Here is a 25,559-nt window from a genome sequence, read left to right as displayed (position 1 = left end):
CATGCGGATATTGCTTGCCCGTCACGGCGAAACGCCGTGGAACGCCGAAGGCCGCTACCAGGGCCAGGAAGACATCGCCTTGTCGCCGGTCGGCGAATCCCAGGCCAAGGCGCTGGGCGCACGTCTGCGCGACGTGTCGATCACCCGCGCGGTGGCCTCGCCGCTGAGCCGCGCGCGCGCCACCGCCGAGCTCGCTCTCGGCGACGAGCGCGCGTCGATGCTCAAGCTCGATCCGGGCCTGATGGAGATCGCCCACGGCACCTGGGAAGGCCTGCTCGCCAGCGAGATCCGCGAGCGCGACGGCGACCGCCTGCGCGCTTGGCGCGAAACCCCGCACGAGGTGTTGATGCCCGGCGGCGAATCGATCGTCCACGTGCTCGATCGCGCCTGGCCTGCGTTCGCGCGCGCCTGCGACGGCCTCGGCGACGACGACACCTTGCTGGTGGTCGCCCACGACGCGGTCAACCGGGTGCTGCTGTGCAAAGTGCTCGGCATTCCGCTGGCCAAGCTGTGGACCTTCCGCCAGGCACCGACCACGCTCAACCTGCTGGAAGGCGACAACGTCGATCGGCTCGACGTGGTGCGGCTGAACGACTGCAGCCACCACACCGCGTTGTTCGGCGAAGCGGTGCACCGGGCGTTGTAAGCCGCCGCGGCCGCCGTTAGGGTGCGCGTGTCCGGACGGCCGGGCCCGCGCGCCGCGCGGGCGGCCGCCGGAGCGAAGAGGAACGGACTCGGTGGCGGATCAAGACGAATCCGGCGAGCGCGGCTCGCCGTTGTGGGTGCCGGGCGGCTGGGCCGGCCTGCTGTTGTTGCTGGTCGCGGGGCTGGCGGTGTTCGGCTACACCGCGGTGACCTTCGTGCCCGCGCCCTGGCTGGCCGGGCCGGTCGGCTACGGCTTGGCGATCCTGTCGGGGCTGGGGCTGCTGTGGCTGTTTCCGCGCCAGTCGCTGTCCGGCAGGCACAGCGTACAGTCGCTGCCGTTGCCGCAGCCGCTGGTCTTGGGCCTGTTCGGCATCGCGCTCAGCGCCATGAGCTGGTTCGCGCTGACTCTGGGCTTGCCGGGCTTGATCAACGAAGTGGCCGGTCATCGGGTCGAGGAGCCCTCGGTCATGCTCGGCCGGGTCCAGCACAGCCGGCGACGCTGCGATTACCGCATGGTCGGCGGACTGGCCGAGCGCACGCTGCGCGGCTATCTGTGCGTGGATCGCGACTTGGCCCTGCGCCATCTGAACGCGCCCGGCGCCGTGCGGGTCGTCGGCCGGCGCACGGCGCTGGGCTTGTCCGTGGTATCGGTCGAAGCCGAGCGTCCGGGCCGCCGCACCGATTCGACGACGCGCTGACCGCGGCGCTGGCGTCCGGCGGCATACTCGCCGCTCCGCCGCTCCGCCGCTCCGGTCCGCCGGCGCGGCTATCGTCGCTTTGCCCGCCTGGGCCGTCGCGGCCGGTGGCGCCGGCCGGCCTTCGCATCTGCGAAAATGCGCCGATGAACCGCACGCTCGCCGACTGGCTGTCCCACATCGAACGCATCCACCCCAAGTCCATCGACATGGGCCTGGACCGCATCCGCGAAGTCGCCCAGCGGATGCGCCTGGGCCGGCCCGGGCGCCGGGTGATCACCGTCGGCGGCACCAACGGCAAGGGCTCGACCGTGGCCTTCATCGAGGCCATGGCCCGCGCCGCCGGCTGGACGGTCGGCGCCTACACCTCGCCGCACCTGCTGGCCTACAACGAGCGCATCCGCATCGACGGGCGCGACGCCGCCGACGCCGACATCGTCGCCGCGTTCGAGGCCATCGAGGCCGCGCGCGGCGAGACCGCGCTGACCTATTTCGAATACGGCACCCTGGCGGCGCTGTGGTCGTTCGAGCGCGCCGGGCTGGACCTGGCGATCCTCGAAGTCGGCCTGGGCGGGCGCCTGGACGCGACCAATCTGGTCGACGCCGACGTCGCCGTGATCACCACCGTCGATCTCGACCACCAGGACTACCTCGGCCACGACCGCGAAAGCATCGGCTTCGAGAAGGCCGGCATCGCCCGCGCCTGGAAGCCGTTGGTGCTGGGCGACGACGACCCGCCGTCGAGCGTGCTGCGCCATGCCTATGTCATCGGCGCTTCGGCGGTGCGCGCCGGCTGCGACTTCTTCTTCGCGCCGACGCCGCCCGAGCCCGGTCAGCCGCCGCAGTGGCGCTGGCGCGAGGTCGGTTTCGGCGTCGACCTGCCGATGCCGGCGCTGGCCGCGCCGGTGCAGATGCGCAACGCCGCGGTCGCGATCGCCGCACTGCGCGCGCTGGGCAAGGCGCCGAACCGGCAGCAACTGGCCGAGGGCGTGGCCGCGGCGCGGGTGCCGGGGCGCTTGCAGCGCTTCGAGCGCGACGGGGTCGAGATCGTGGTCGACGTCGGCCACAACCCGCAGGCCGCGCGCGAGCTGGCCGCCTGGCTGACCGCGCAGCCGGCCGCCGGCCGCACCCAGGCGGTGTTCGCCGCGCTGGCCGACAAGGACGCGCCCGGCGTGGTCGCGGCCCTGGCCGAGCGCATCGACGCCTGGCATCTGGCCGGTCTGGGAGATGCCGGCGCGCGCGGACAGAGCGCGCAAGCGCTGGTCGAACGCCTGCGCGGCAGCGCCGCCGGCACCGGCACGGCGCATGCGGACGTGGACGCGGCCCTGGCCGCGGCGCGCACCGATGCACGCCCGGGCGACCGCATCCTGGTGCTGGGTTCGTTCCACACCGCGGCCGCGGCCCTGGCCTGGCTCGGCGCGCACTGAGCCGGGACGGCCGCAGGGCCGTGCCGAGTCGGGCGTTTCTGAATGCATCGCGCCGGCGCGCGTCCGAACCCCGGCCGGCGCCGCCGACGGGGGTATAATTCGCGCCGGTAACCGGTCCGCGAGCATCCCATAGCGATGGAACCTGCCCTGAAACAGCGATTGATCGGTGCGATGGTGTTGGTCGCACTGGCGGTGATCTTCCTGCCCATGCTGATCAAGGGGCCCGCGCCTGAAAGCGGCGCGTCCGACGTTCCGCTGTCCCTGCCCGACGCGCCCAAGGGCGACACCGAAACCCGCGAGCTGCCGTTGGTGACTCCGGGCGACGCGCCGCAAGGCGGCGTGGTCGGCCTGGACGGCGCCGCGCCGGCCGGCGACAGCCAGACCCTGCCGACGGTCGATACCGCGGCGCAGAACCAGGGCATGCATCCGGCCGCGACCGCGGGCGGCAACTACGCGGTCAGCTTCGGCAGCTACGCCAGCGCCGGCGACGCCGACAAGGTGATCGCCGCGCTGCGCGCCGCGCGCCTGCCGGGTTATCAGGAAACCGCATTGGGCGCCGGCGGGCGCACCGTGCACCGGGTCCGGATCGGGCCGTTCGCGACCCAGGCCGACGCCGAGGCCGCGCGCCTGGGCTCGACCAAGGTCCGCAACGACGTCAACGCCAAGGTGGTGGTGCTCGACGCCGACGCCGCCGAACCGGCCGGCGCCGCGCCGGTCGCGACCGCGCCGGCGGTCAGCGCGCCGCAACCCCTGGCCGACAGCCCGCCGGCCAAGCCCGCGCCGCTGCCGGCGGAAACGGCCAAGCCCGTGGCCGCCAAGCCTGTTCCGGCCCAGCCCCAACCCGTCAAGCCCGAACCGGCCAAGCCGGTGGCGAGCAAGCCTGCGGAAACCAAGCCGGCGTCCAAGCCGGCCGAAACCAAGCCGGCCGAAACCAAACCCGTCGCCGAGGCCAAGCCGGTGCCGGCCAAGCCCGCCGACGCCGCCAAGCCGGCGCCCAAGCCGGCCGCGTCCGGCACCGGCTTCGCCGTCCAGCTCGGCGCCTTCGGCAATGTGGAAGAAGCCAACAAGCTGCGCGATCGCGCGCGCGCCGCCGGCTTCAGCGCCTTCGTCGAACAGGTCCGTACCGACAAGGGCACGCTCAACCGCGTGCGCCTCGGTCCGGTGGTCAATCGCGCCGACGCCGACAAGCTCAAGGCCCAGGTCGCGGGCAAGCTGGGCGTCGGCGACGCGCTGGTCAAGCCGCACCCGTAAGCCAACGGGCGACGGCGCAGCAATCAGGGGCCGGCGCAGGGCGCGCCGGCGCAACGCGCATCGTGGACGCGCTTCGAGGCGGGGGATCGCCATGATCGAGGTCGCGCCGATGCGCAGAGGGAGCGGCACGCTATGACGGCATTGGATTGGGGTTTGGCGTTGATCGTCGGCTTGTCGGCCTTGCTCGGCCTGGCCCGCGGACTGATCGGCGTGGCGGCCTCGCTGGCGGCCTGGCTGCTGGCGGGGGTGGCCGCGGTCGTGTTCGGCGGCGACGTCGGCCGCAGCCTCGGCGACGGCCAGGTCGGCTGGGGCGAATACCTCGGCGGTTATGCGCTGTGCTTCGTCGTGGTCTGGGTGGGCGTGGGTCTGATCGGCTGGGTCGTGCGCCGGATCGCGCATTCCTATGGTCTGTCGGAGATGGACCGATTGCTGGGCCTGGCGTTGGGCGCGGTGCGCGGAGTGATCTTCGCCTGCGCCTTGCTGGTGTTCCTGGGCATGACCACGCTGCCGCGCGAACGCGCCTGGCGCGAGTCGGGCCTGGCCGCGGTGCTGATGCCGGGCGCCGAACTGATGCGCAGCGCCTTGCCGGAGGCGATGGCGCGCAAGGTCGACCTGGAGGGCCGCGGTACCTCATTGCAGGCCTCGGTGCAGGAACAGGCCGAAGGCCTGGAAAAGGAGTTGAAAGGCCGCCTGCCGAAAGGATTGCCGGATGCGCTCGGCGACCCGGCGGCGACTGCGGCCGGCAAGCCCCAGGGCGGAGCGCTGCCGCAGGCCTTGCCGGAAGATCTGGGCGGGCTGTCGCAGGCCTTGCCTGCAGCGGTGCGCGACCTCATACCGGGGGCGAACCGCGGCGCGGACCGCGCGCAAACGGGACGGGTCGAAGGCGATCCGGCCCAGGTCGATTCGGAACGGCGCGACGACAAGCAGGTGCAGTAACGGCCGCGCGCATCGGCGCAGCGGCCGGCGGACGACGGACCGGGACGACGGCAAGGCGAAACACGGCGGATGGCGCGGCACGGCGCCGGGCGGAGCGCGAACGGGCGCAGCGTGGAATCGCGACGGGGACGGCCCCGGCGCAAGGCAACACGATCGAAGCAAGACTTTCTTTCATCGCGGCGGTGCCGTCGACCGGCGCCGCGCAGACACCAGACTCTCAGCAGGATTCAAGCGCTATGTGCGGCATTCTCGGAATCGTCGGCAACACGGATGTCGCCGCCCAGCTCTACGACGGCTTGACGGTGCTGCAGCACCGCGGCCAGGACGCGGCCGGCATCGCCACCGCCGACGGCAGCCGCCTGCGCGTGCACAAGGGCAACGGCCTGGTCAGCGATGTGTTCGACGAAGCCTCGATGCGCCTGCTCGAAGGCCGGGTCGGCATCGGCCACTGCCGCTACCCGACCGCCGGCAGCGAAGGCTCGGACGAGGCGCAGCCGTTCTACGTCAACTCGCCGTTCGGCATCGCCCTGGCCCACAACGGCAACCTGATCAACACCGATACCCTGCGCCGCGAGGTGTTCGAGCAGGACCGCCGCAACGTCAACACCGAGTCCGACTCGGAAGTGCTGCTCAACGTGTTCGCCCACGAACTCGACCGCCAGCGCGCGCTGACGGCCGAGGCGGCCTTCGCCGCCATCGAGGGCGTGCACCGCCGCTGCATCGGCGGCTATGCGGTGGTCGCGACCGTGCTCGGCCTGGGCCTGGTCGCGTTCCGCGACCCGCACGGCATCCGCCCGCTGGTGCTGGGCAAGCGCAACGTCGGCGGCCAGGACGAATACGCGGTCGCTTCCGAATCGGTCGCGCTGGACCTGCTCGGCTTCGAGCGCGTGCGTGACGTGCGCCCGGGCGAAGGCATCGTGGTGACGCCGCGCGGCGAGCTGTTCGCGCACCAGTGCGCCGAGCCGCGCAAGCACACGCCGTGCATCTTCGAGTACGTGTACTTCGCCCGTCCCGATTCGATGATGGACGACGTCTCGGTGCACAAGGCGCGCATGCGCATGGGCCAGACCCTGGGCGAGAAGATTCTGCGCCTGCGTCCGGACCACGACATCGACGTGGTGATCCCGATCCCCGACACCTCGCGCGATTCGGCGCTGGAGATCGCCAACACCCTCGGGGTGAAGTACCGCGAGGGCTTCATCAAGAACCGCTACGTCGGCCGCACCTTCATCATGCCGGGGCAGGGCGAACGGGCGAAATCGGTGCGGCGCAAGCTCAACCCGATTCCGCTGGAGTTCCGCAACCGGGTGGTGCTGCTGGTCGACGACTCGATCGTGCGCGGCACCACCTCGCGCCAGATCGTGCAGATGGCGCGCGACGCCGGCGCGCGCAAGGTCTACCTGGCCTCGGCCGCGCCGCCGGTGCGCTACCCCAACGTCTACGGCATCGACATGCCCTCGGCCGAGGAACTGGTCGCGCACGGCCGCAGCGACGAAGACGTGCAGACCTTGCTCGGCTGCGACTGGCTGATCTACCAGGACCTCAGCGACCTGGAGCAGGCGGTGTCCGGGCCCAAGCACCGGATCGAGCATTTCGATTCGTCCTGCTTCAACGGCGACTACGTCACCGGCATCGAGCCGGGCTATTTCGAGCGCATCCAGCAGCTGCGTTCGGACGACGCCAAGAAAAGCCGCCGCGCTTCGTAAGCGCGGCCTGGACGGACCCGGCATGGACTTGTTCGACGCCGCCCGCGCCTGCCTCGACGCGGATACGCCCGAAGCCAAGGTCGAGCTGAGCTTCGCCTATGCGGCGGCGTTCGAACGCGGCGAACTGGCGATTCCCGCCGATGCGCCGCCGCCGCAGCCGATCCGCATGCCGGGCCGGCCGCCGCGGCCGGCGCTGGTGCACCCGCGCGAACTGCCCAAGCGCGGCTTCGGCACCGCCGAAGGCCGCGCCGCCTTCATCCACGCCATCGCCCATATCGAGTTCAACGCCATCGACCTGGGTTGGGACGCGGTCTACCGTTTCCGCGGCCTGCCGGCGCAGTTCTACGCCGACTGGGTCGGGGTGGCCCAGGACGAAGCGCGCCACTTCGGCCTGCTGCGCGCGCGCCTGCGCGAGCTGGGCTACGACTACGGCGATTTCGACGCCCACAACGGCCTGTGGGAAATGGCCGAAAAAACCGCCCACGACGGCCTGGCGCGAATGGCGCTGGTGCCGCGCGTGCTGGAGGCGCGTGGGCTCGACGTCACGCCGGGGATGATCGTCAAGCTGCGCTCGCTCGGCGACACCGACACGGTGGCGATCCTGGAAACCATCCTGCGCGAGGAAGTCGCCCACGTCGCCGCCGGTTCGCGCTGGTTCCGCTGGTACTGCGAGCGCGCCGGAGTCGATCCCAATCCGCGCTTCCGCGAACTGCTGGCCGAGTACGCCCGCGCCGTGCTGTACGGGCCGTTCAATTTGGAAGCGCGCAGCGCCGCCGGTTTCGACGAGGAAGAGCTGCGCATGCTCGAGGCCTTCGTCGAGCGCTGATTCCGCGCTGCGCCGCAGCAGCCGGCGGGCAGGCCGGGACAAGCCAGCCGCCCGATGATGTGCCATCGTCGCGGTTCCGCACCAGGGAGAGGTAGGGGATGAAGCGATCCATCGCACTGGCCGCGCTGTGGGCGGCGAGCGCGGCCGCCGCGCCGCCGGCGCTGACCGGCGAGGACTATGCCCGCGCCGAAAAGCTGCTCGACTACCGCCTGCGCGGCACGATCAAGAACGCCCGCATCGAGCCGCAATGGCTGGCCGACGGCCGCTTCTGGTACCGCCGCGACGGCGAGCAAGGGCCGGAGTACGTGCTGGTCGACCCGGCCGCGCGCGGCCGCCAACCGCTGTTCGACCCGCCGCGCCTGCACGCGGCGATGCGCGCCGTCGTGCCGGCGGCCGCGGCGCCGCAACCGCTGGCGGTCGAAGCCGACGGCGATGCCCTGCGCCTGCGCCTGCGCGGCGACGGCGAGCGCGAACTGGACTGCGAGCTGCGCGAGTATCGTTGCCAAGCCATGCCGGCGCGCAGCGATCCCTTGGCCCTGGTCTCGCCCGACGGCGCCCGCGCGGTGTTCGTGCGCGATCACAACCTGTGGCTGCGCGACCTGCGCAGCGGCGCCGAGCGCGCGCTGACCCGCGACGGCGAGCCGCACTATGGCTACGGTACGCTGCCCGACTTCGCCCTGCGCGCGGTGCCCAGCCGACAAGGCCGCTGGCGCGCGCCGCCGTTCGCGCTGCGCTGGTCGCCGGACGGCCGGCGCCTGTTCGGCACCCGCTTCGACGAACGCCGCGTCCAGCCCTATCCGATGGTGGCGATGGCGCCGGCCGACGGATTCCGGCCCAAGGTCTACGATGTGCGCCTGAGCCTGCTGGGCGACGCCGAGAGCGTGCGCGACGAATGGTACGCGGTCGATGTCGACAGCGCCGCGGCCGACGGCGCTGCGGTGCGGCGGATCGCGATTCCGCTCGGCTGGAACAACGTCGCCGAAGCCGACGTGCTCGGCTGGTCCGGCGATGGCCGCCGCGCCTACGCGGCGATCGCCCGCTACGACCGTCCGGCGCGGATGCGCCTGGTCGAGGTCGACCTCGACCGAGGCGTGCTGCGCGAGGTGCTGGAAGAGCGTTCCGACACCCGCATCCAGCTCAACGACTACCTCTACAGTCGTCCGGCGGTGCGCATACTGGCGGCGCGCAATCGGGCGGTGTGGTTCTCCGAGCGCGACGGTTGGGGCCATCTGTACCTGGTCGATCTCGGCGACGGCCGGGTGCTGCGCCGGCTGACCCGCGGCGATTGGCTGGTGCGCGATCTGGTCGGGGTCGACGAGGCGCGCGGCGAGTTGTACTTCACCGCCGGCGGACGCGAGCCGGGCGATCCCTATCAGCGCCGGCTGTACCGAGCGAGCCTGGACGGCGGCGAGCCGGTGCTGCTGACGCCGGAAGCGGCCGACCACGCGGTCGACCCCGGCGCCAGCGCGATCCTTGGCGGCGCGCCGAAGCAATGGCTATCGCCGAACGGCGATTACGTGGTCGACAGCTATTCGACCCTGGACGCGCCGCCGCGCACGGTGTTGCGCTCGACCCGCGACGGCGCGGTGGTGATGGAACTCGAACGCGCCGACGCCTCGGTCGCCTACGCCGCCGGCTGGCGCCCGCCGCAACGGGTGCGGCTGAAGGCCGCCGACGGACGCAGCGATATCTATGCGACCGTGTTCCTGCCGCCGGGCTATTCGGCGCAGAACGCGCAGCCGAAGCAGTATCCGATCATCGACGGTTTCTACGGCGGCCCGCAGATCACCAATGCCCCGGTCGCCCTGGCCGATGCGGTCGCGGCGACCAACCCGGTCTCGCGCGCCAGCCTCGCCGCACTCGGGTTCGTCGTCGTCACCATCGACGCGCGCGGCACGCCGGGGCGCGCGCAGGCCTTCCACGACGCCAGCTTCGGCCCGTTCGCCGATCCGCAGATCGACGACCATGTCGCCGCGATCCGGCAACTCGCCGAGCGTTATCCCGGCCTCGACCTCGATCGGGTCGGCGTCTACGGCCATTCCTTCGGCGGCTATACCTCGACCCGCGCGATCCTGCGCCGCCCCGAGTTCTACCGGGTCGCGGTATCCTCGGCCGGCAGCCACAACTACCAGGGCATGTACGGCGGCGGCGTGCACGGCCTGGAGCGCCTGCTCGCTGGCCCGCCGGTGTACGGCGAGTCCGGCCCGCGCCGGCCCGCGCCCGACGCGGTGCCCGACAACTACCGCGCGCTCGACAACGCCAGCCTCGCCGACCGGCTGCGCGGCAAGCTGCTGCTGGTCTACGGCGACCTCGACGAGAACGCGTTGCCGGCGACGACGGTGCAGTTGACCGCAGCGCTGATCCGCGCCGACAAGGATTTCGATCTGCTTTACCTGCCGAACCAGGACCACGAATTGTTCCGCAACGACGCCTATTACACCCGGCGCATGTGGGACTACTTCGTGCGTCACTTGATGGGCAGCGAACCGCCCCGCGACTACCGCCTGCAGCAGCCGGCGAAACCGGGACTATGAGTACGCTAAGAATGGTCTCGTGGCAAAGAGGGCTTCAAGTTGTCTCGTTGATCAAAGATGTTCGAGATTTTTCTACGAGATCGTTGGCGTCGGCAAAAGAAGAGGTCGAAAGGCTGCTTGATGGTCATTCGGTCGTTCTTCATTTTTCAACCGACGAAAAGAAAGACGAATTCAAAAAAAGAGCAGAGCGTCTGGGGGTGGTTTTCGAATAAGAGCTGGGGCTCGACGACCTAATGCGAGTGCCTAAGCTGGGCTCGCGATTCGGGAGGGCGACGGGGCGAAGGGTCGTCAGATGAAACATGCGGCATTTGATAGGAATGCGCTGCTCAAGAAGCTGGCGCGATTGGATCGATGGCGGAAACTCGGATTCGGCATCCTATGCTGTGACAGGCTCATGCCCAACTATCAAAACTTCCAGCAAGACGCCGAGTGGGGCGATGTGCTGTTTCTGTGCCGCGCGCTGGAACTGGCCCGATCCGATCTCGGTGGTATCGGAAGTGATGCGAATTTAGTACGGCGGTTGATGACCGAATGCGAACAATTGGCGCCGAGCTCGGAGGATTTCACTGCGCTGCGGACTGCTTCGGCCCAGGATGCCTGTTTCGCTGTTTGCAGCCTGCTCGAGCACCTCGTCGATGGAGGAGCGGAGCGCATTGTTACGATTGCGACTTATGCTACGGATTCGGTGGATCTCTATGTCCAGGAGACCGAGGGCATGGATCCCGACGATGCAAGGCTTGAAGCCGGAATTCTCGAACATCCGCTCATGCAACAGGAGTTGGATCGCCAGCACTGCGATCTTGAACTCGTGTCGCGCTCGGCCCTGAGTCGTGCCGATCTCGCTCGCGCGATTTCTACCGATTCTTCAGGCAGTAGGGGGAGCCTTGAGCTGCCAGGTTGACGCTCCATCTTGAGGGGTAGGGCTCGATTCTTTAGTCGCACGCAGTCGGTGATATGGATATGGCGCACTTCCAGGACGGTTCCGATTACTGCTATTCCGAGTACTTCGAAGCTCCCGGCACGGTCAACGTGGGGTGGCTTGGGAACGGGATGTCGTTCCCTCGGTATCCTCCATCGGAAGAACTGCTGTCGTTGATTTGGCAGTACACACAATTCTCGGTCGCCCGAGCGCGGGGTGTGCACTATCGTGACCTGTGTACATCGGCGCGATGCGTCGAGGAGCGAGACGGGCTTGCCTTGTTGCTCGGAGCGGCGGAGATGAGGGTGTTCGGTTCGGAAGGCGTGATCTATGCCGCACCCAACATGCTCTATCACTACGTCAGAGTTCATCACTATCAGCCGCCCGAAGCCTTCGTGCGCGCTTTGCAGGAGCAGCCTGCGCCCCCGGACCCGTTCTACTTCGAGCGGTTGAGCGCGCTGGGGCTGGAGTGGAGCGAGGCGCTTGTGTACACGCCTTCGATGATCCGTCCTCGGCTTAGGCCGGACTGAGATGCCGACGATCTAGTGAGCTCGTGCCGACATCTCTTATGATTGCTCCCCAGTCGATCGAGTGGCTGGCGATCGGCGATGTAGCGTATCGCGCATACTTTGCTGGCATGATGCAGCGGTGTGCGACGGGCCGGTCGGGCTTTGTCCGAGACAGGCCTGAGGCGGATAGGCCGAATCCTGGCGTCTACTCGAAAGCCGTCAAGAACTGCATGGTGCTCGATCTTCCGCCCGTCGACGAGGTCGGGCCTATCGAGTTAGCGAGATTGCACGAACTACTTTCGGCGAGCATCGAAGTTTGGACTCCGGACGCGGCGATAGCCACATCGATGGAGCGGATGATGCAACGTGGGGGAGGGGTGCCTTGGACATCGAAGGGCTGGTTCAATTATGAGCGTCGCAGCGGCATCGCCCAAGGTTGATAGGGCGTCGAGCATGGTCCTGGCACCGGATCGATTGCCCACCGGCTTTGTCTACCCGGCGCAATTCCTGCGCATCGTGGAACTCGGCCTGCTTGATCTGGAGCCATGGTGCCTGCTCGGTGGCGAAGCGTTGCGCGCGGCGAACGAAGGTCTGCGTGCGCGCTACCCGCAGCGCTCGTTGGTGCCGTTCGCGCGGCGCCAGGACAACGACGATACCGCTTGCTGGGACGCCGCAGAGCCGGATCGGGTGGTGGTGATACACGACTTTGCATCGAGTGGCTGGGAACGGCGCGCCAGTTACGACAGTTTCTACGAATGGCTGCGGCAGGCTATCGACGATCTGATAGATTTCGATCGCGGTTGATTCGGAGTACCGGAAGATTGCAGCGAAAGCTGTTTCGCGAGTCGAAAAGCTAGGAGGTCGAGGTGCTCGAAAATGAAGTCTTCGGGGTCAGGGCGGCCGTTCGTATCTACTATCCGGGCGATATGCATGATCTGGCCGCCCTGCTTGCGGATGCCTTCGAGATCGACGGCTTCTCGATCGAGCCCGAGGAGTACGAGCCATTCGAGGAGGTGGGTTTCGCTGAAGCGTTCGGCTTCGAGGCTTGGCTAAGCCGATGGCCCGAGGAAGATGGGGCATGGTTTGGATTGGAACTGTGCACCGACGATTCGATCGAGGAAGTTCTGCACGGCAGGATGCACGATATTTCCGGGTGGCTTGCGCGATTTGTAGCCAACACGTGCAATCTGCCTGCGATTGCGGTGCATGAAAGATGGGGCGTTGATCGCGAGGGAGGCTAGGGTGTCCAGCATAGAATCCGAAATGATCGAGGCCTTCATTAGCGGCTTGAAAGACGGCGGTTGCTCGAAAACGGAAACGATCTCGAAGGTTGCTGAGAAATTCGAAGTCGACTTGGGGCGTGCCAAGTTGCTAGTCCACGAGAGCCTGGCCTGGCGAAAGCAGAAGATGGAGCACGACCGTTTTGTCGATACTATCGTCGAGGCCATCGAGGATGAGCGAAAAGGCCGCAGGAGCTAAACCTTGTTATGGATACTCATGAAACGGTCACCGAATGGAGCGACATCGAGTTCGGTAAAGCGTTTGGTTTCGCCCCGGGCGATCAAATCTGGCGACGCTACAATCGGGAAGTGTGGCCTCAATATCGCAGCCGCCGGAGTTCTTCTCTGTCGGGATATCCCACCTGTCGCCTTGAAGAATGTCGTAGCTTGAGCTTCGGTTGCATCGTCTATAGCTTGCTATCTGGATAAGGCAGGACGGAATGCCCGCAATCTGGTGCGCCTGCGGCGAAAAACTCGATTACAGCCTGATCCCCAACCCGATCGAATGGCTGGCGATCGGCGATGTGGCGTACGACGCTTATGCCGGCCAAGTCGACGCCGAAGCCTTGCATCGCGAGATGAAGAGCATCTTCGAGTGCCCAGCGTGCGGGCGGCTCGCAGCGTTCTGGGAGGGGTTCGGCAAACCGCCCAAGTTCTATGCGCCCGAATAGCCGCGGCACTCCCGCGCGATCGGTGCGGCCATTGAATTGGTAGTTGCGGAGCCGGTCTTGGGTTGGTCGGTAGGCTGATACGACATGGACAACAGTGCGAGTTCGGACCAGGCACGGGAAGTCGTGCTTGAATTGCTGCGAATTGGACTCCTGGCGATCCGCTGCCGCGCGGTCTTGTCCATACGTTACTGGAGTCGGAAGAAAGAACTGGAGGAATGGGGCGAGCTTTGCCACTCCTTGCCGGCCGTGTTGATGGGAGGTTGCAAGACTGAGGCCCTGCGGTACTTCCTCGAATGGAACGTCGCCAGCTTCGTGCAGCGGTACCCGAGCCGCGACGGCACAGACTTCAAGCAGGCCTGTGCGTTGTTCGAAGAGCTTGCTGCCGAGGTCGGTCCCGTCGAGCCAGCGTAGCCGGTGCGACCGGCGTAACGCGGTTCTTTGCGGACACTGGCTGAGCCGGCATCAGTGGTCCGGCGCCAGCGGGCTCGCTACCGATGAGGCGGCGGCGATCGGTCGGCGGGATCGTCCGATGTCCTCGGACTGCGGCTGCGGTCAGCGACGACGATTTCTTCGCGTGCCGCTGCGGGTCGATAGCGGCAACGCCGCATCGCCATCCCCGCACATCCAAACCGCGGACTCGATCAACTGACGCGGATCTGAAATACCCCGTTCACACCGAGTCGACAGACTTCCGGGCTTCGCTCTGACGCCGCCCAAGAGCGGACTGCGCATCGCGCGGCGGCCACTTTGATCTGGAAGTCCCCTGAAATGACGACGACGAAGACGACGCTCCTCGCCGCCTCGATTTTGCTGTGCCTGTACGCCGGCCGCGGCCAGGCCGCCGAAGCCGCTCCCTTGCCCGCAGCGGCCGCCGACAGCGGCGCCGCCGCGGCCCCGGCCGACGACGCGACCACGCTGGACACGGTGTCGGTGGTCGGCACCGGCCAGACCCGCCAGGTGCAGGCCCTGGGCCGCGCCGAACTGCAGCGCGAGGCCGCCGGCACCAGCCCGCTGAAGGTCATGGCCAAGCTGCCGGGCGTGCACTTCCAGAGCTCCGATCCCTGGGGCAACTACGAGTGGTCGAGCAAGCTCAACATTCGCGGCTTCTCGCAGCAGCAGCTCGGCTTCACCCTCGACGGCGTGCCGCTGGGCGACATGAGCTACGGCAACCACAACGGCCTGCACATCGGCCGCGCGATCAGCAGCGAGAACCTGTCCGGCGCCGAGCTGTCGCAGGGCAGCGGCGCGATCGACACCGCGTCCTCGGGCAACCTCGGCGGCACGCTGCGCCTCTTCAGCTCCGATCCCTCGGCCGAGTTCGGCGTGCGCCTGGCCCAGACCGTCGGCAGCGACGCCACCAGCCGCACCTATGCGCGCCTGGACACCGGCGACCACGGCGGCTTCAGCGCCTACCTCAGCGGCGTGTTCCACACCACCGACAAGTGGAAGGGCGAGGGCCCGCAGCGCAACTCGCAGTTCAACGGCAAGTTCGTGTTCTCCGGCGAAGACTTCCGCATCAGCGGCTATGCCGATTCTTCGCGTCGGCGCGAGACCGACTACGCCGACCTGTCGCTGGAATCGGCCAAGCGTCTGGGCATGGATTGGGACAACTACGCCAAGGACTGGCAGCGCGCGATCGACGCCGCACAGGGCCGCTTCCGCGGCGGCGTGACCAGCCTGGACGATGCTTACTACATCGCCCGCGGCGTGCGCGACGACGACCTGGCCTATGTCAGCGCCGACTGGAACGTCACTCCGGACGTGGTGCTGGCGGCGACCGCCTATTACCACCGCAACGAGGGCCAGGGCCATTGGGCCACGCCGTATTCGACTTCGCCGACCGTGCCGTTGCGCATGCGCACCACCGAGTACGACATCGAGCGCACCGGCTTCATGCCCAGCCTCAGCTGGCAGATCGGCAACCACCGCCTGCAGGCCGGCCTGTGGCTGGAGAAGAACGATCACGGCGTGCAGCGCAATTTCTACGATCTCAACCGCAATGAGCCGCCGAACGAGATCTTCTTCTACCGCAATCCGGACCAGCGCGTGTTCCGCCAGCGTTTCGACACCGATACGCGCATGTACTACGTGCTCGATCACATGGAGTTCGCCGATGGTCGCCTGGCGGTCGACGCCGGCTTCAAGGGCCTGCGCGTGGAGACCGACGGCAAGACCCTGATCGGCGGCGCCAGCCGCGCCAGCGGCAAGCTGGTCTCGGAGGACAATTTCCTGCCGCAGATCGGCGCGCGCTGGCAGCTCAGCGAACACGAGGAAATCTTCGGTTCGTACAGCGAGAACCTGTCGGCGTTCCGCACCGGCGTCAACGGCCCGCATTCGACCTCGCAGGCGGCGTTCAACGCTGCGGTGGCGACGCTGGAGCCGGAAAGCTCCAAGACCTTCGAAGCCGGCCTGCGCACCAGCCGCGATGCGATCGAGGCCTCGGTCGCGGTGTACCGGGTGAACTTCGAGAACCGCCTGCTGGCGATCGCCCGTTGCGCTGGCATTGTCGGCTGCGCCTCCAGCTTCGCCAACGTCGGCGACGTCGAGAGCCGCGGCGCGGAAGTGACCGTGCTGTGGAAGCCGCTGGCCGGCTTCAGCTGGTACCACTCGCTGGCCTTCAACGACTCGCAGTACGAATCCGACTACCTCGACGGCGCCACCTTGGTGCGCACCCGCGGCAAGCAGGTGGTCGACGCGCCCAAGCGCCTGTACGCCACCGAGGTCCGCTGGGAGCGCGACGGCTTGCAGCTGCAGCTCGGCGCCAAGTACACCGACAAGCGCTATCTGACATACCTCAACGATTCCAAGGTCGATGCGTTCTGGATATTCGACGCCGCCGCCTCGTACGAGTGGAAGGACCTGTCCTGGGCCGACGCGTTCAAGCTGCAGTTGAACGTGACCAACCTGTTCGACAAGGAATACTTCGGCAGCATCGGCACCAACGGCTTCGTCGCCTCCGATCCGCGCGGCTTGAACTACACCCTGCAGTCGGGCGCGCCGCGGCAGGTCTTCCTGACCGGCGAACTGAAGTTCTGATCGGAGATGAAGGATCGCGGCGGCGTTGCGGCGTCGTCGCGGCCGGCGTTTCATCGCGACGCCGGCTCCATGGCGCCGGCGTCGTCGTTTCGGACACTGACCGGTATCAGTCGGCGGCGACTTGCACCACCGCCGCCGGCGCACCGAATTCTTCCGGCCACGCCGCCCAGGCCACATCGGTCGGGCCGACGTCGAACTGCACCACCTTCCACGCGCTGCCGCGCCTGGAGAGCAGGGCATAGGTGCCGTCGCCGTCGAGGACGCCGTCGCGCTGGCGCTCGGCATAGCGCGTGCGCAGGAAGTCGATCGGCTTGCCGTCGGCGGTGCGTGGGCGCACCGAGGCGAAGGCCCAGCCGTCCTGTTCGCGCAGCAGATCCACCCGCAGGGTCACCGGTTGGCCGAGATCCTTGGCCAGCACTGCTTTCAATGCAGCCAACAGCGGCGCGCGGCGCGGATCGCCGATACCGACCTCGATCGGCGCGGCCGCGGCGGACGGCGCTGCGCCGGCCGCGACATCGCGCAATTGCGTGAGCACCCATTCGCCGCGTGTGGCCTGTTCGACCGTGCCTTCGACGGTGCAGCCGGTCGCGCAGGCGGCGAGCAGGCGCTTGCCCTCGGCGCTGCGCGCCTGGACTTGCAGATTCATGATCGAGCCGGCGGCACGCTCGACTTTGGGATCGTTGCGGTCGCCGACCTGGATCACTCGTTCGTTTTCCATCGCCAGGTCGACCGCGTTGAAGCGCAGTTCGATCCAGTCCGCGCCGGCCCCGACCGACTCGACGACGAAGCGGCCGTCGAGGCGGTGCGCGGCGTCGCCGTCGGGTTGCAGGGCCAGATCGCGCAACGCCTGGAGGCGCCGATCGTAGGCGGCGCCGACGCAGGCCGGGCTGGTGCAGGCATCGCGCTCGCTGCGCCAGCGACGCTGCGCGTCGCGCACCGCGGCGTCCAGCAGGCCGCGTTCGGACAGGTCGCGCCAGGCTGCGGCCAGATCGCGGTCCTTGGCTGCGAGCGCGGCGTCGGCGCAGACCGCCGTTTCGCCGTAGCTGCGGGCGGCGGCGCAGTCGAAGCTGGCGCGGATCGGGCCGGCGGCCGCCACAGCCGCCGCAGGCGCAGTGGACGGCGTCGCCGCGGGGGCGATTTTCGCTGCGGTTCCTGGCGTATCGGCGGCCGGCGCCGCGGCGCGCTCGCAGGCCGGCAATGCGGCAAGCAGGGACAGGCAGAGCAGGGCGGTCGGCAGGCGCATGCGGGCGTCCTCGGGGGTTGATCAGCTCAGGCTTTGCAGGCGCGCGCCGTCGCAGTCGACGCGCAGCACCGAGCCTTGCTCGTACCAGTCGCCGAGTACGATGCGTTCGCAGGCGCGGCCGCCGACCTCGAGCGCATGCACCGCCGGACGGTGGGTATGGCCGTGGATGATGCGGTCGATGCCGTAGCGGGCGAAGGTCTCGGCCACGGTCTGCGGCGAGACGTCGGTGATGGTTTCCATGCGCCCGGCATCGCGCAGCCCGGCCTGGTGCGCCTTGCTGGCCGCGCGCGCCTGCTGAGCGAAGGCCAGCCGTGCCGCCAGGGGCTGGGCCAGGAACTGCGCCTGCCAGGCCGGATGGCGCGTCTGGGCGCGGAACTGCTGGTAGGCGACGTCGTCGGTGCACAGCTGATCGCCGTGGCCGATCAGGGTCGGGCGGCCGTACAGCAGCACCACCGACGGGTCCGGCAGCAGGCGCATGCCGGCGCGGGCGGCATAGTCGGTGCCGAGCAGGAAGTCGCGGTTGCCGCGAATGAAATGCACCGGCACGCCGCTCTCGGCCAGGGCCTTGAGCTCGGCCGCGACGAACGCGCCGGTCTCGGCCGGGTCGTCGTCGCCGACCCAGGCTTCGAACAGATCGCCGAGGATGTACAGCGCATCGGCGCCGCGCGCCTCGTCGCGGACGAAGCGGCCGAACAGCTCGGCGATCTGCGGCCGCTCGGGGTCCAGGTGCAGGTCGGAAATGAAAAGGGTGGTCATGAGTCTAGTTTAGGCCAGCCCGGCGCCCGCACCGGCATGGCCGCGGACCTCCCAGGGCCGGTTCCGGCGGCCCGACGGCCCCGGCCGCGTCCATCCGCTAAAATAGCCGGTCTTCCCGGATCCGCCCGAGCCCCGCATGACCCGCACCCGCTTCGCCCCCAGTCCCACCGGCTACCTGCACATCGGCGGCGCGCGCACCGCGCTGTACTGCTGGCTGGAAGCGCGCCGCGCGGGCGGGCAGTTCATCCTGCGCATCGAGGACACCGACCAGGAGCGCAGCACCCAGGCCGCGATCGATGCGATCCTGGAGGCGATGGACTGGCTGGGCCTGGACTACGACGAGGGCCCCATCTACCAGACCCACCGCCTGGCGCGTTACCGCGAGGTCGCCGAGCAGATGGTCGCCGCCGGCACCGCCTATTACGCCTACGAGACCAAGGAGGAACTCGCCGCTGCGCGCGACGCGGCGATGGCGGCGAAGGAGAAGCCGCGCTACAGCGGCGCCTACCGCGACCGCAACGAGCCCTATCGCGACGACCCGAACCGGGTGATCCGGTTCAAGAACCCGCTCGAGGGCACGGTCGCGTTCGACGACAAGGTCAAGGGCCGGATCGAGATCGCCAACAGCGAGCTCGACGATCTGGTGATCTTCCGCGCCGACGGCTATCCGACCTACAACTTCGCCGTGGTCGTCGACGACTGGGACATGGGCATCACCGATGTGGTGCGCGGCGACGACCATGTCAACAACACGCCGCGCCAGATCAACATCTACCGGGCGCTGGGCGCGCCGGTGCCGCATTTCTCGCATTTGCCGATGATCCTCGACGAGGAGGGCAACAAGCTGTCCAAGCGCACCGGCGCGGCCGACGTGATGCAGTACCGCGACGCCGGCTATCTGCCGCATGCGCTGTTGAACTACCTGGTCCGCCTGGGGTGGTCGCACGGCGACCAGGAAATCTTCTCCATCGAGGAGATGACCCGGCTGTTCCAGCTCCAGGACGTGAACTCCAAGGCCTCGCGCCTGGACGCGGCCAAGCTGGGCTGGCTCAACCAGCAGTACCTCAAGAACGACGATCCGGCCGAGGTCGGCAAGCACCTGGCATGGCATCTGCGCCAGCAGGGCTACGACCTGGCCGCCGGCCCGGCGCCGGCCGACGTGGTGATCGCGCTGCGCGACCGCGTGCAGACGCTCAAGGACATGGCCGAGCGCGCGGCGGTCTGGTACGGACCGTTGCGGCAGTACGACGAGGCGGCGGTGGCCAAGCACCTGACCGCGGCCGCGCACGCGCCGCTGAGCGAGGCGCGCACGCGTCTGGCCGCGCTGGCGGCGTGGACCGCGGAGAGCGTGGCGGCGGCCCTGCACGAGACGGCCGAAGCCTTGGGCCTGGGCATGGGCAAGATCGCCCAGCCGATGCGGGTGGCGATCACCGGCACTCAGGTCAGCCCGGACATCTCGCATACGGTCTATCTGGCCGGCCGCGAGCAGGCCTTGCAACGTATCGACGCCGCCCTCACTAAGATTCCGGCATAGGTCGAATCGATCAGGCCCGCGCCGCGCTACGGAGTCCGCCATGAGCACCCACACCGCCTGCACCGATCCCCAGCACCACGTCCACGATGGCGACGCCTTCGTGCACGAGGTCGAGCGGGCCTGCGAGCAGCGCGGCCTGCGGCTGACTCCGATCCGCGCCCACGCGCTGCGCCTGATCGCCGACGCCGGCCGGCCGATGAAGGCCTACGACCTGCTCGACCGGATGAAGGCGACCCACGACGCTGCGGCGCCGCCGACCATCTATCGCGCGCTGGATTTCCTGCTCGAGCACGGCTTCATCCACAAGCTGGCCTCGATCAACGCCTTCGTCGGCTGCCATCACCCGGGCGGCGCCCAGCACGCGGTGCCGTTCCTGATCTGCGACAGCTGCCAATCGGCGACCGAACTGGAAGACGAGCGCATCGTCGATCTGCTCGAAGCCCGGGCGCGCGCACTGGGCTTCGTGCCGCAGGCGCAGACGCTGGAAGTGCACGGCATGTGCGCGGACTGCGTGCAGGCGAAGGCGGCGCAGGGCTAGGCTTTCGCCGCCGCCAACCCGGCCAGCGCCGGCCGGCTCTCGCGGATCGGCAGGTTCGCCGCGGCGGCCAGCAGCGCCAGCACGATGTCGGCGTACCACATCCAGGTGTAGTCGCCGAACCTCGCCATCGCCAAGCCGCCGAGCCAGGCGCCGAAGAAGCCGCCGATCTGGTGCGAGAGCAACGTGAGGCCGAACAGCGTGCCCAGGTAGCGCGGGCCGAACAGCTTGCCGACCAGGCCGGCGGTCGGCGGCACCGTCGCCAGCCAGGTCACGCCGAGGCCGGCGGCGAACAGGTAGAAGGTCAGCGGCGTGGGCGGCGAGACCAGATAGATCGCGATCATCGCCGCGCGGCTGGCGTACATGCCGGCCAGCAGGTACTTCATGCGGAAGCGTTGGCCGAGCCAGCCGGCGGCGAGGCTGCCGGCGACGTTGAACAGGCCGATCAGGCCCAACGCCATCGCCGAAACGTTGTCCGACAGTCCGCACAGCGCGATTTCGCCGGGCAGGTGGGTGACCAGGAAGGCGATGTGGAAGCCGCAGGTGAAAAAGCCCACATGCAGCATCCAGTAGCTCGGCTCGCGTACCGCGATGCGCAACTGCTCGCGCAAGCCGATGCCCGCGGGCGCCGCGTTCGTCGCACCGGCCACCGCTGCGGGCGATTCGCGCCGGCGCAGCGGCCAGGCCAGCGGTAGCGTCGCCACCGCGGCCGCGGCCAGGGTCCACATCGCCGCCATCCAGCCGGCCGCCGCGATCACCGCTTGCACCAGCGGCGCGAACACGAACTGGCCCATCGAACCGCCGGCGTTGATCACGCCCGAGGCCAGCGAGCGCTTTTCCGCCGGAATCCGTTGCGCGGTCGCGCCGATCAGGATCGAGAAACTGCCCGCGCCCGCGCCGGCCGCGCCGAGCACGCCCAGCGTCATCAGCAGGCCCCATTGCGAGGACACGAACGGAGTCAGGCCCATGCCGGCGATCAGCAGCACGCCGCCGAACACCAGCACCCGGCCGGGGCCGCGCTGATCGGCGAGGGCGCCGAACACCGGTTGCACCGCACCCCAGACGAACTGGCCGATCGCCAGCGCGAAGCTGATTTCGGCGATGCCCAGGCCGGTGCTGTGGCCGATCGGTTTGACCAGCAGCCCCTGCGATTGGCGGATGCCCATGGTGATCATCAGCATCGCGGTGGCGGCGAGCAGCAGCGGCCAGTAGGACGCGGGTTTGGCGGAGGGCGCGGGGTTCATGCGGACGCTCGCTGACGAACGGCGGGGAAGGAGACCGGCGACCGATCGGGCGTCCGCAGGGCGCGGAGCGATGTCGCGGCGAAGCCTTGGGCCCCGCTTTCGCGGGGATGACGGCAGGCGGGAAGCGAGGCAGGCGCGGCGCCGGCGGCGTTCATGGGGCGTCGCCCTGCAACTGCGCGATCGCGCGGTCCAACTGCGCGTGCAGGGCGGCGACGCCGTCGGCGCCGAGGCCGCGGTCGATTTCGTCCTGAGCCATGCGCCACAGCGGTTGCGCGCGTTCGATGGTGCGGCGGCCGGACGCGGTCAGGCGCAGGCGGCGTTGGCGCGCGTCATCGCCGGGCACCGATTCGATCCAGCCGGCCTCGACCAGCGGCTTGAGATCGCGGCTCAGGGTGCTGCGGTCCATGCCGAGTTCGCGCGCGATTTCGCCCAGCGGGCGCCCTTGGCCGCCGGTGCGGCGCAGGATCGAATATTGATTGAGATTGAGCCCGGCCGGCGCCAGCGCCTGGTCGTAGCGTTGGCTCATCAGCCGCGACAGCTTGCGCATGCGGAAGCAGGTGCAGACGCTCGGCGCGGTCGGAGGAAAGGCCATTGTGTGTATATACACCTATTTGTGCGGCCGACGCAAACGCCGGCGAGCGCCGGCGTTCGGTGGGCTGGGAACTGGTGCGAGCGCCGGCGGCGAACCCTGCCGGCGGCGCTCCCGCCCGCAAGCCGAATGCGGGCGGCGCCAGGACGTCCGATCCGGTGCCGCTGTCGGCCGTCAGAAGAACATGCGCACGCCGAACGCGACCCCGCGGCCGGGCAGGGGCGCCACGTCCTTGAGGAAGGAGGTGTGCGCGCGCGCTTCCTTGTCGAGCAGGTTGCTGCCGTCGAGGAACACTTCCCAGGCGTTGCCGGCGGCGGTGTCGGCGTGCCAGGCGACATGCGCGTCGACCAGGGTATAGCCCGGCGTTTCGCTTTCGAACTCGGCGACCCGGTCCTGGCGTGCGTAACGCACCGCACCCAGCGAAGCGCGCAGCGGGCCGCGCGCCCAGCGCAGTTCGCCGCCCAGGCGCCACGGCGCGATGCGCGGCAGGTTGCCGCTCTGCGCCAGGTCGGCGGTGTAGTCGTGGCTGTGATCGCCATGCGGCACCGCGAACGCGACCTCGCGCGTGCCGCGGCCGTCGAGCTTGCCGCGCACCACGTCGCCGAACACACGCAGGCCCCAGGTGCCGGTGTCGTTGTCGAGGAAGGTCCAGTCGGCCTCGGCTTCGGCGCCGCTGAAGCGCGCATCGCCCTGGGTCCACAGCCGCACCGGGCCGTCGTGCTCTTCCACGCCGGTGTCGGCCAGGTAAATGAAGTCGTTGTAGCGCACGTGGTACAGCGAGGCGCTCAGCTTGAGCGGGCCGTTGTGCCAGTGCAGACCGAGCTCGGCGCGGTTGGCGGTCTCCACGTCCAGGGTCGGACTGCCCAGTTCGATGCTCGCGGTGGCCACGTGCAAGCCGTTGGAGTACAGCTCTTCGGCGGTCGGCGAACGCTGCGCGCGGTCCAGGCCGAACGACAGGTGGAAGTCCTCGCTCAGATTCCAGCGCGCCGAAGCCGACAGGCTGGTGGTATCGAAATCGCGGTCCGGTCCGATCGCGCCCTCGTCGACGTCGATCTCGTTGCGGTCGTGGCGCGCGCCCAGCTCCAGCTTGACCGGGCCGAACTCGCGTTCGCCGATCCAGAACAGGCCGCCGTCGCGCGACTGCGACGGCGGCACGAAGGCTTCGTCGCCGATCGCGCGGAAGTCGCGCTTGGCCAACTGCAGGCCGAACGCGCCGTTCCAGCCGCCCCAGGGGCGATGCACCAGTTCCAGCCGGCCCTCGGTGCTGGTGTTGTCGAACACGGTGCCGACGGCGGCGCCTTCGTATTCGGTATGGGTGTACTCGGTGCGGGCCACTTTGGCCCGGATCGAGGCGAACGGACCGACCTCGTTGAGGCCGCCGCGCACTTCGGTGCGGCGCTGGTCCATTTCGATCCGGACCGCGCCTTCCTCGCCCTCGGCTTCGTCGCCGTGATCGTGGCCGTCGTCGCCGTGCTCGTGTTCGTGGCCCGGCACGCCGTAGCGGGTGTTGAACAGGCTGTAGCTGGCGCCGAGGAAGCCGCGTTCGCCGACCCAGGAAATGCCGAGCGCGCCGGCGTCGGTGCGCACGGCGCTGTTGCGCAGCACGCCGCGGTCGGCCGGGTCGGCGACTTCGCCGGCTTCGGCGCGATGGGCCGCGCTCTCGGCATAGCCGGGGATGTCGTAGTCGCCGGTTTCGCGGTGCAGGGCGTCGAAGTGGAACACGACATGGCCGGAGGCCGAGGTGCCGTCGAGGCGGACCATGCCGGTCTTTTCGTCGTTGACCGTGCCGCCGCGCAGTTCGGCGCGGCCTTGCAGCGGCTGCTCGGTGGCGCGCTCGGGAATGCGGCCGTCAATGACGTTGACCGCGCCGCCGATCGCGCCGCTGCCGTAGAGCAGGGTGGCCGGGCCCTTTAGCACCTCGATCTGGTCGGCGAGGAAGGGTTCGATGCTGACGGCATGATCGACGCTGACCGTGGACACGTCGCCGGAGCCGAGGCCGTCGCTGAGCACCTGGACTCGGGCGCCGTCGAAACCGCGCACGATCGGCCGGCCGACGCCGGGGCCGAAGTAGGAGCTCTGCACGCCGGGCAGCTTGGCCACGGTCTCGCCGAGCGAGTTGGCCTTGGCGCGGTCGAGCTGTTCGCCGGCCAGCACATCGACCGGGCGAGTCAGGTCTTCCGCGGTGCCAGGCAAGGGCGTGGCCTTGACCTCGATCGCGTTGAGGTCGGTGGGCGGGTGGCGATCGGCCGGCACGGTGCCGGCCTCCTGGGCCTGAGCGATGAATGGAACAGCCAGTTGCAGGGCCAGGGCTAGCGGCAGCAGCCGCGGCAGGGGACGTCGGGGCATGGGTTCAGGTAAAGTGTTGGGAGCGACAGGTCGTAATGTTATATTATAACCAAGTCGCGATGTCCCCCTCCCAGAAGTCATCATTAACAAACCGTCATCCATGCCCGACCTGCGTCCCCGCAGCCTGATCGACCGCATCGGCGCCTTCGGCTCCCTGCTGTGCGCGGTGCACTGCGCGCTGCTGCCGCTGGCGATCGCGCTGCTGCCCTCGCTCGGCGTGGCCGGCTGGTTCGACGGCCGCTTCGAGCTGGCGTTCGTGATCTTCGCCACCTTGCTCGGCAGTTTCAGCGTCGCCTGGGGCTATCGCCGCCACCGTGCCGTGCGCGCGCTGGTCCTGCTGCTGCCGGGCGTGCTGGTGCTGTGGCTGGGCCTGCTGTATCCGCCGCTGCACCATTCGCTGTTGCCGCATGCGGTGGTGATGACCCTCGGCGGCACCCTGGTCGGGCTGGCCCATCTGGCCAATTTGCGCCTGAACCACGTTCACGTCCACGACGCCCACTGCGCTCATTGAGCCCCGCCGCGGGCCTGGAACCGACGCTTATGCTAGGCTTCGCAGCCTCGCGCGCGCCGTGCGGCGCCGGCACCGGTCCTGCGGACCTGCCCGGTGGCTGCGCCTGTCGCCAGCGCGGACACCATTCGAACCAATCGATTCAACGCACAACGTCTTAATTTAGGAGCACGACCATGGGTAAGGGCGACCGCAAGACCGCCAAGGGCAAGCGCTACAACTCCAGCTACGGCAACGCCCGCAGCAAGGCCGTGACCAAGGCCACCGGCTCGGCCGCGGCGCCGGCCGCCAAGAAGACCGCCAAGAGCGCGGTCAAGGCGCCGGCCAAGAAGGTCGTGGCGAAGAAGGCCACCAAGGAATAAGCCGGCC

General features: G+C 68.9%; 26 protein-coding genes. 21 read left to right on the top strand and 5 right to left on the bottom strand.

The genetic code is table 11. From position 1 onward, the window contains the following. Position 1 precedes the first annotated feature (1 nt). From TX83_RS01595 to TX83_RS01515, 17 genes are all read left to right on the top strand, one after another. Complete coding sequence (locus TX83_RS01595) at positions 2-646, top strand: histidine phosphatase family protein (RefSeq protein WP_064746160.1); 645 nt, start codon at positions 2-4, stop codon at positions 644-646. A gap of 91 nt (positions 647-737) precedes the next feature. Next, on the top strand, positions 738-1,343 hold the full coding sequence (locus TX83_RS01590) for a hypothetical protein (protein WP_064746159.1): 606 nt from the start codon (positions 738-740) through the stop codon (positions 1,341-1,343). Positions 1,344-1,486: 143 nt separating this feature from the next. Beyond that, positions 1,487-2,767 (top strand): bifunctional tetrahydrofolate synthase/dihydrofolate synthase, encoded by a 1,281-nt coding sequence (gene folC / locus TX83_RS01585; protein ID WP_064746181.1) that lies wholly within the window; start codon positions 1,487-1,489, stop codon positions 2,765-2,767. Between the two features lie 135 nt (positions 2,768-2,902). Next, positions 2,903-4,018: an SPOR domain-containing protein gene (locus tag TX83_RS01580; RefSeq protein ID WP_064746158.1), complete on the top strand. Its 1,116-nt coding sequence runs from the start codon at positions 2,903-2,905 to the stop codon at positions 4,016-4,018. A 132-nt stretch (positions 4,019-4,150) separates the two neighbouring features. Beyond that, positions 4,151-4,954, top strand: a complete 804-nt coding sequence (locus TX83_RS01575) for a CvpA family protein (protein WP_064746157.1) — start codon at positions 4,151-4,153, stop codon at positions 4,952-4,954. A 236-nt stretch (positions 4,955-5,190) separates the two neighbouring features. Continuing rightward, positions 5,191-6,660, top strand: a complete 1,470-nt coding sequence (gene purF / locus TX83_RS01570) for an amidophosphoribosyltransferase (protein WP_064746156.1) — start codon at positions 5,191-5,193, stop codon at positions 6,658-6,660. 22 nt (positions 6,661-6,682) lie between these two features. Next, positions 6,683-7,486 carry a ferritin-like domain-containing protein gene (locus TX83_RS01565; protein ID WP_064746155.1) on the top strand — a complete coding sequence of 268 codons (804 nt, stop codon included), beginning with the start codon at positions 6,683-6,685 and terminating at the stop codon, positions 7,484-7,486. Between the two features lie 98 nt (positions 7,487-7,584). Next, positions 7,585-10,020 carry a S9 family peptidase gene (locus tag TX83_RS01560; protein WP_064746154.1) on the top strand — a complete coding sequence of 812 codons (2,436 nt, stop codon included), beginning with the start codon at positions 7,585-7,587 and terminating at the stop codon, positions 10,018-10,020. 292 nt (positions 10,021-10,312) lie between these two features. After that, positions 10,313-10,921 (top strand): DUF416 family protein, encoded by a 609-nt coding sequence (locus TX83_RS01555; protein WP_075574933.1) that lies wholly within the window; start codon positions 10,313-10,315, stop codon positions 10,919-10,921. A 53-nt stretch (positions 10,922-10,974) separates the two neighbouring features. Then, positions 10,975-11,469 (top strand): hypothetical protein, encoded by a 495-nt coding sequence (locus TX83_RS01550; protein WP_064746152.1) that lies wholly within the window; start codon positions 10,975-10,977, stop codon positions 11,467-11,469. A gap of 38 nt (positions 11,470-11,507) precedes the next feature. After that, complete coding sequence (locus TX83_RS01545; protein WP_064746151.1) at positions 11,508-11,888, top strand: hypothetical protein; 381 nt, start codon at positions 11,508-11,510, stop codon at positions 11,886-11,888. A 13-nt stretch (positions 11,889-11,901) separates the two neighbouring features. Further along, complete coding sequence (locus TX83_RS01540) at positions 11,902-12,252, top strand: hypothetical protein (RefSeq protein WP_064746150.1); 351 nt, start codon at positions 11,902-11,904, stop codon at positions 12,250-12,252. A gap of 62 nt (positions 12,253-12,314) precedes the next feature. Continuing rightward, positions 12,315-12,689 (top strand): hypothetical protein, encoded by a 375-nt coding sequence (locus tag TX83_RS01535; RefSeq protein ID WP_064746149.1) that lies wholly within the window; start codon positions 12,315-12,317, stop codon positions 12,687-12,689. A gap of 22 nt (positions 12,690-12,711) precedes the next feature. Further along, positions 12,712-12,927: a hypothetical protein gene (locus TX83_RS01530; RefSeq protein ID WP_064746148.1), complete on the top strand. Its 216-nt coding sequence runs from the start codon at positions 12,712-12,714 to the stop codon at positions 12,925-12,927. Positions 12,928-13,168: 241 nt separating this feature from the next. After that, positions 13,169-13,399 (top strand): hypothetical protein, encoded by a 231-nt coding sequence (locus TX83_RS01525; protein ID WP_064746147.1) that lies wholly within the window; start codon positions 13,169-13,171, stop codon positions 13,397-13,399. 84 nt (positions 13,400-13,483) lie between these two features. Continuing rightward, a complete protein-coding gene (locus TX83_RS01520) occupies positions 13,484-13,810 on the top strand; it encodes a hypothetical protein (protein WP_064746146.1) in 327 nt (108 codons plus the stop codon). Positions 13,811-14,167: 357 nt separating this feature from the next. Further along, positions 14,168-16,435 carry a TonB-dependent receptor gene (locus TX83_RS01515; protein WP_064746145.1) on the top strand — a complete coding sequence of 756 codons (2,268 nt, stop codon included), beginning with the start codon at positions 14,168-14,170 and terminating at the stop codon, positions 16,433-16,435. A 106-nt stretch (positions 16,436-16,541) separates the two neighbouring features. On the opposite strand, the gene TX83_RS01510 is transcribed toward TX83_RS01515, so the two are convergent. Then, the gene (locus TX83_RS01510; protein ID WP_064746144.1) at positions 16,542-17,678 is read right to left on the bottom strand and encodes a lysozyme inhibitor LprI family protein; all 1,137 of its coding nucleotides are present in this window, start codon (positions 17,676-17,678) and stop codon (positions 16,542-16,544) included. A 21-nt stretch (positions 17,679-17,699) separates the two neighbouring features. Next, entirely contained in the window at positions 17,700-18,434 is a 735-nt protein-coding gene (lpxH, locus tag TX83_RS01505; protein ID WP_064746143.1) for a UDP-2,3-diacylglucosamine diphosphatase, read from the bottom strand. Between the two features lie 136 nt (positions 18,435-18,570). Between lpxH and gltX the strand changes: the two genes are divergently transcribed. Further along, positions 18,571-19,968, top strand: coding sequence for a glutamate--tRNA ligase (gene gltX / locus TX83_RS01500; protein WP_064746142.1), 1,398 nt, complete (start codon positions 18,571-18,573; stop codon positions 19,966-19,968). 40 nt (positions 19,969-20,008) lie between these two features. Further along, positions 20,009-20,506, top strand: coding sequence for a transcriptional repressor (locus tag TX83_RS01495; RefSeq protein WP_064746141.1), 498 nt, complete (start codon positions 20,009-20,011; stop codon positions 20,504-20,506). Here the strand turns inward: TX83_RS01495 and TX83_RS01490 are convergent. The 3 genes from TX83_RS01490 to TX83_RS01480 all read right to left on the bottom strand — a co-directional run bounded on the left by TX83_RS01490 (position 20,503) and on the right by TX83_RS01480 (position 24,682). Beyond that, positions 20,503-21,747, bottom strand: coding sequence for an MFS transporter (locus TX83_RS01490; RefSeq protein WP_064746140.1), 1,245 nt, complete (start codon positions 21,745-21,747; stop codon positions 20,503-20,505). The genes TX83_RS01495 and TX83_RS01490 overlap by 4 nt on opposite strands. Before the next feature lie 151 nt (positions 21,748-21,898). Then, the gene (locus tag TX83_RS01485; protein WP_064746139.1) at positions 21,899-22,339 is read right to left on the bottom strand and encodes a MarR family winged helix-turn-helix transcriptional regulator; all 441 of its coding nucleotides are present in this window, start codon (positions 22,337-22,339) and stop codon (positions 21,899-21,901) included. Positions 22,340-22,510: 171 nt separating this feature from the next. Then, positions 22,511-24,682 (bottom strand): TonB-dependent receptor, encoded by a 2,172-nt coding sequence (locus TX83_RS01480; protein ID WP_064746138.1) that lies wholly within the window; start codon positions 24,680-24,682, stop codon positions 22,511-22,513. A gap of 100 nt (positions 24,683-24,782) precedes the next feature. On the opposite strand from TX83_RS01480, the gene TX83_RS01475 reads away from it, so the two are divergent. Together TX83_RS01475 and TX83_RS01470 are read left to right on the top strand one after the other, a co-directional pair. Then, a complete protein-coding gene (locus TX83_RS01475; protein ID WP_064746137.1) occupies positions 24,783-25,193 on the top strand; it encodes a MerC domain-containing protein in 411 nt (136 codons plus the stop codon). A gap of 173 nt (positions 25,194-25,366) precedes the next feature. After that, a complete protein-coding gene (locus tag TX83_RS01470) occupies positions 25,367-25,552 on the top strand; it encodes a 30S ribosomal protein THX (protein WP_064746136.1) in 186 nt (61 codons plus the stop codon). Positions 25,553-25,559: the final 7 nt, after the last annotated feature.

It is taken from the genome of Lysobacter antibioticus HS124 (genome assembly GCF_000336385.2).
Lineage (GTDB): Bacteria > Pseudomonadota > Gammaproteobacteria > Xanthomonadales > Xanthomonadaceae > Lysobacter > Lysobacter firmicutimachus.
This window is presented reverse-complemented; position numbering and strand designations above follow the sequence as displayed.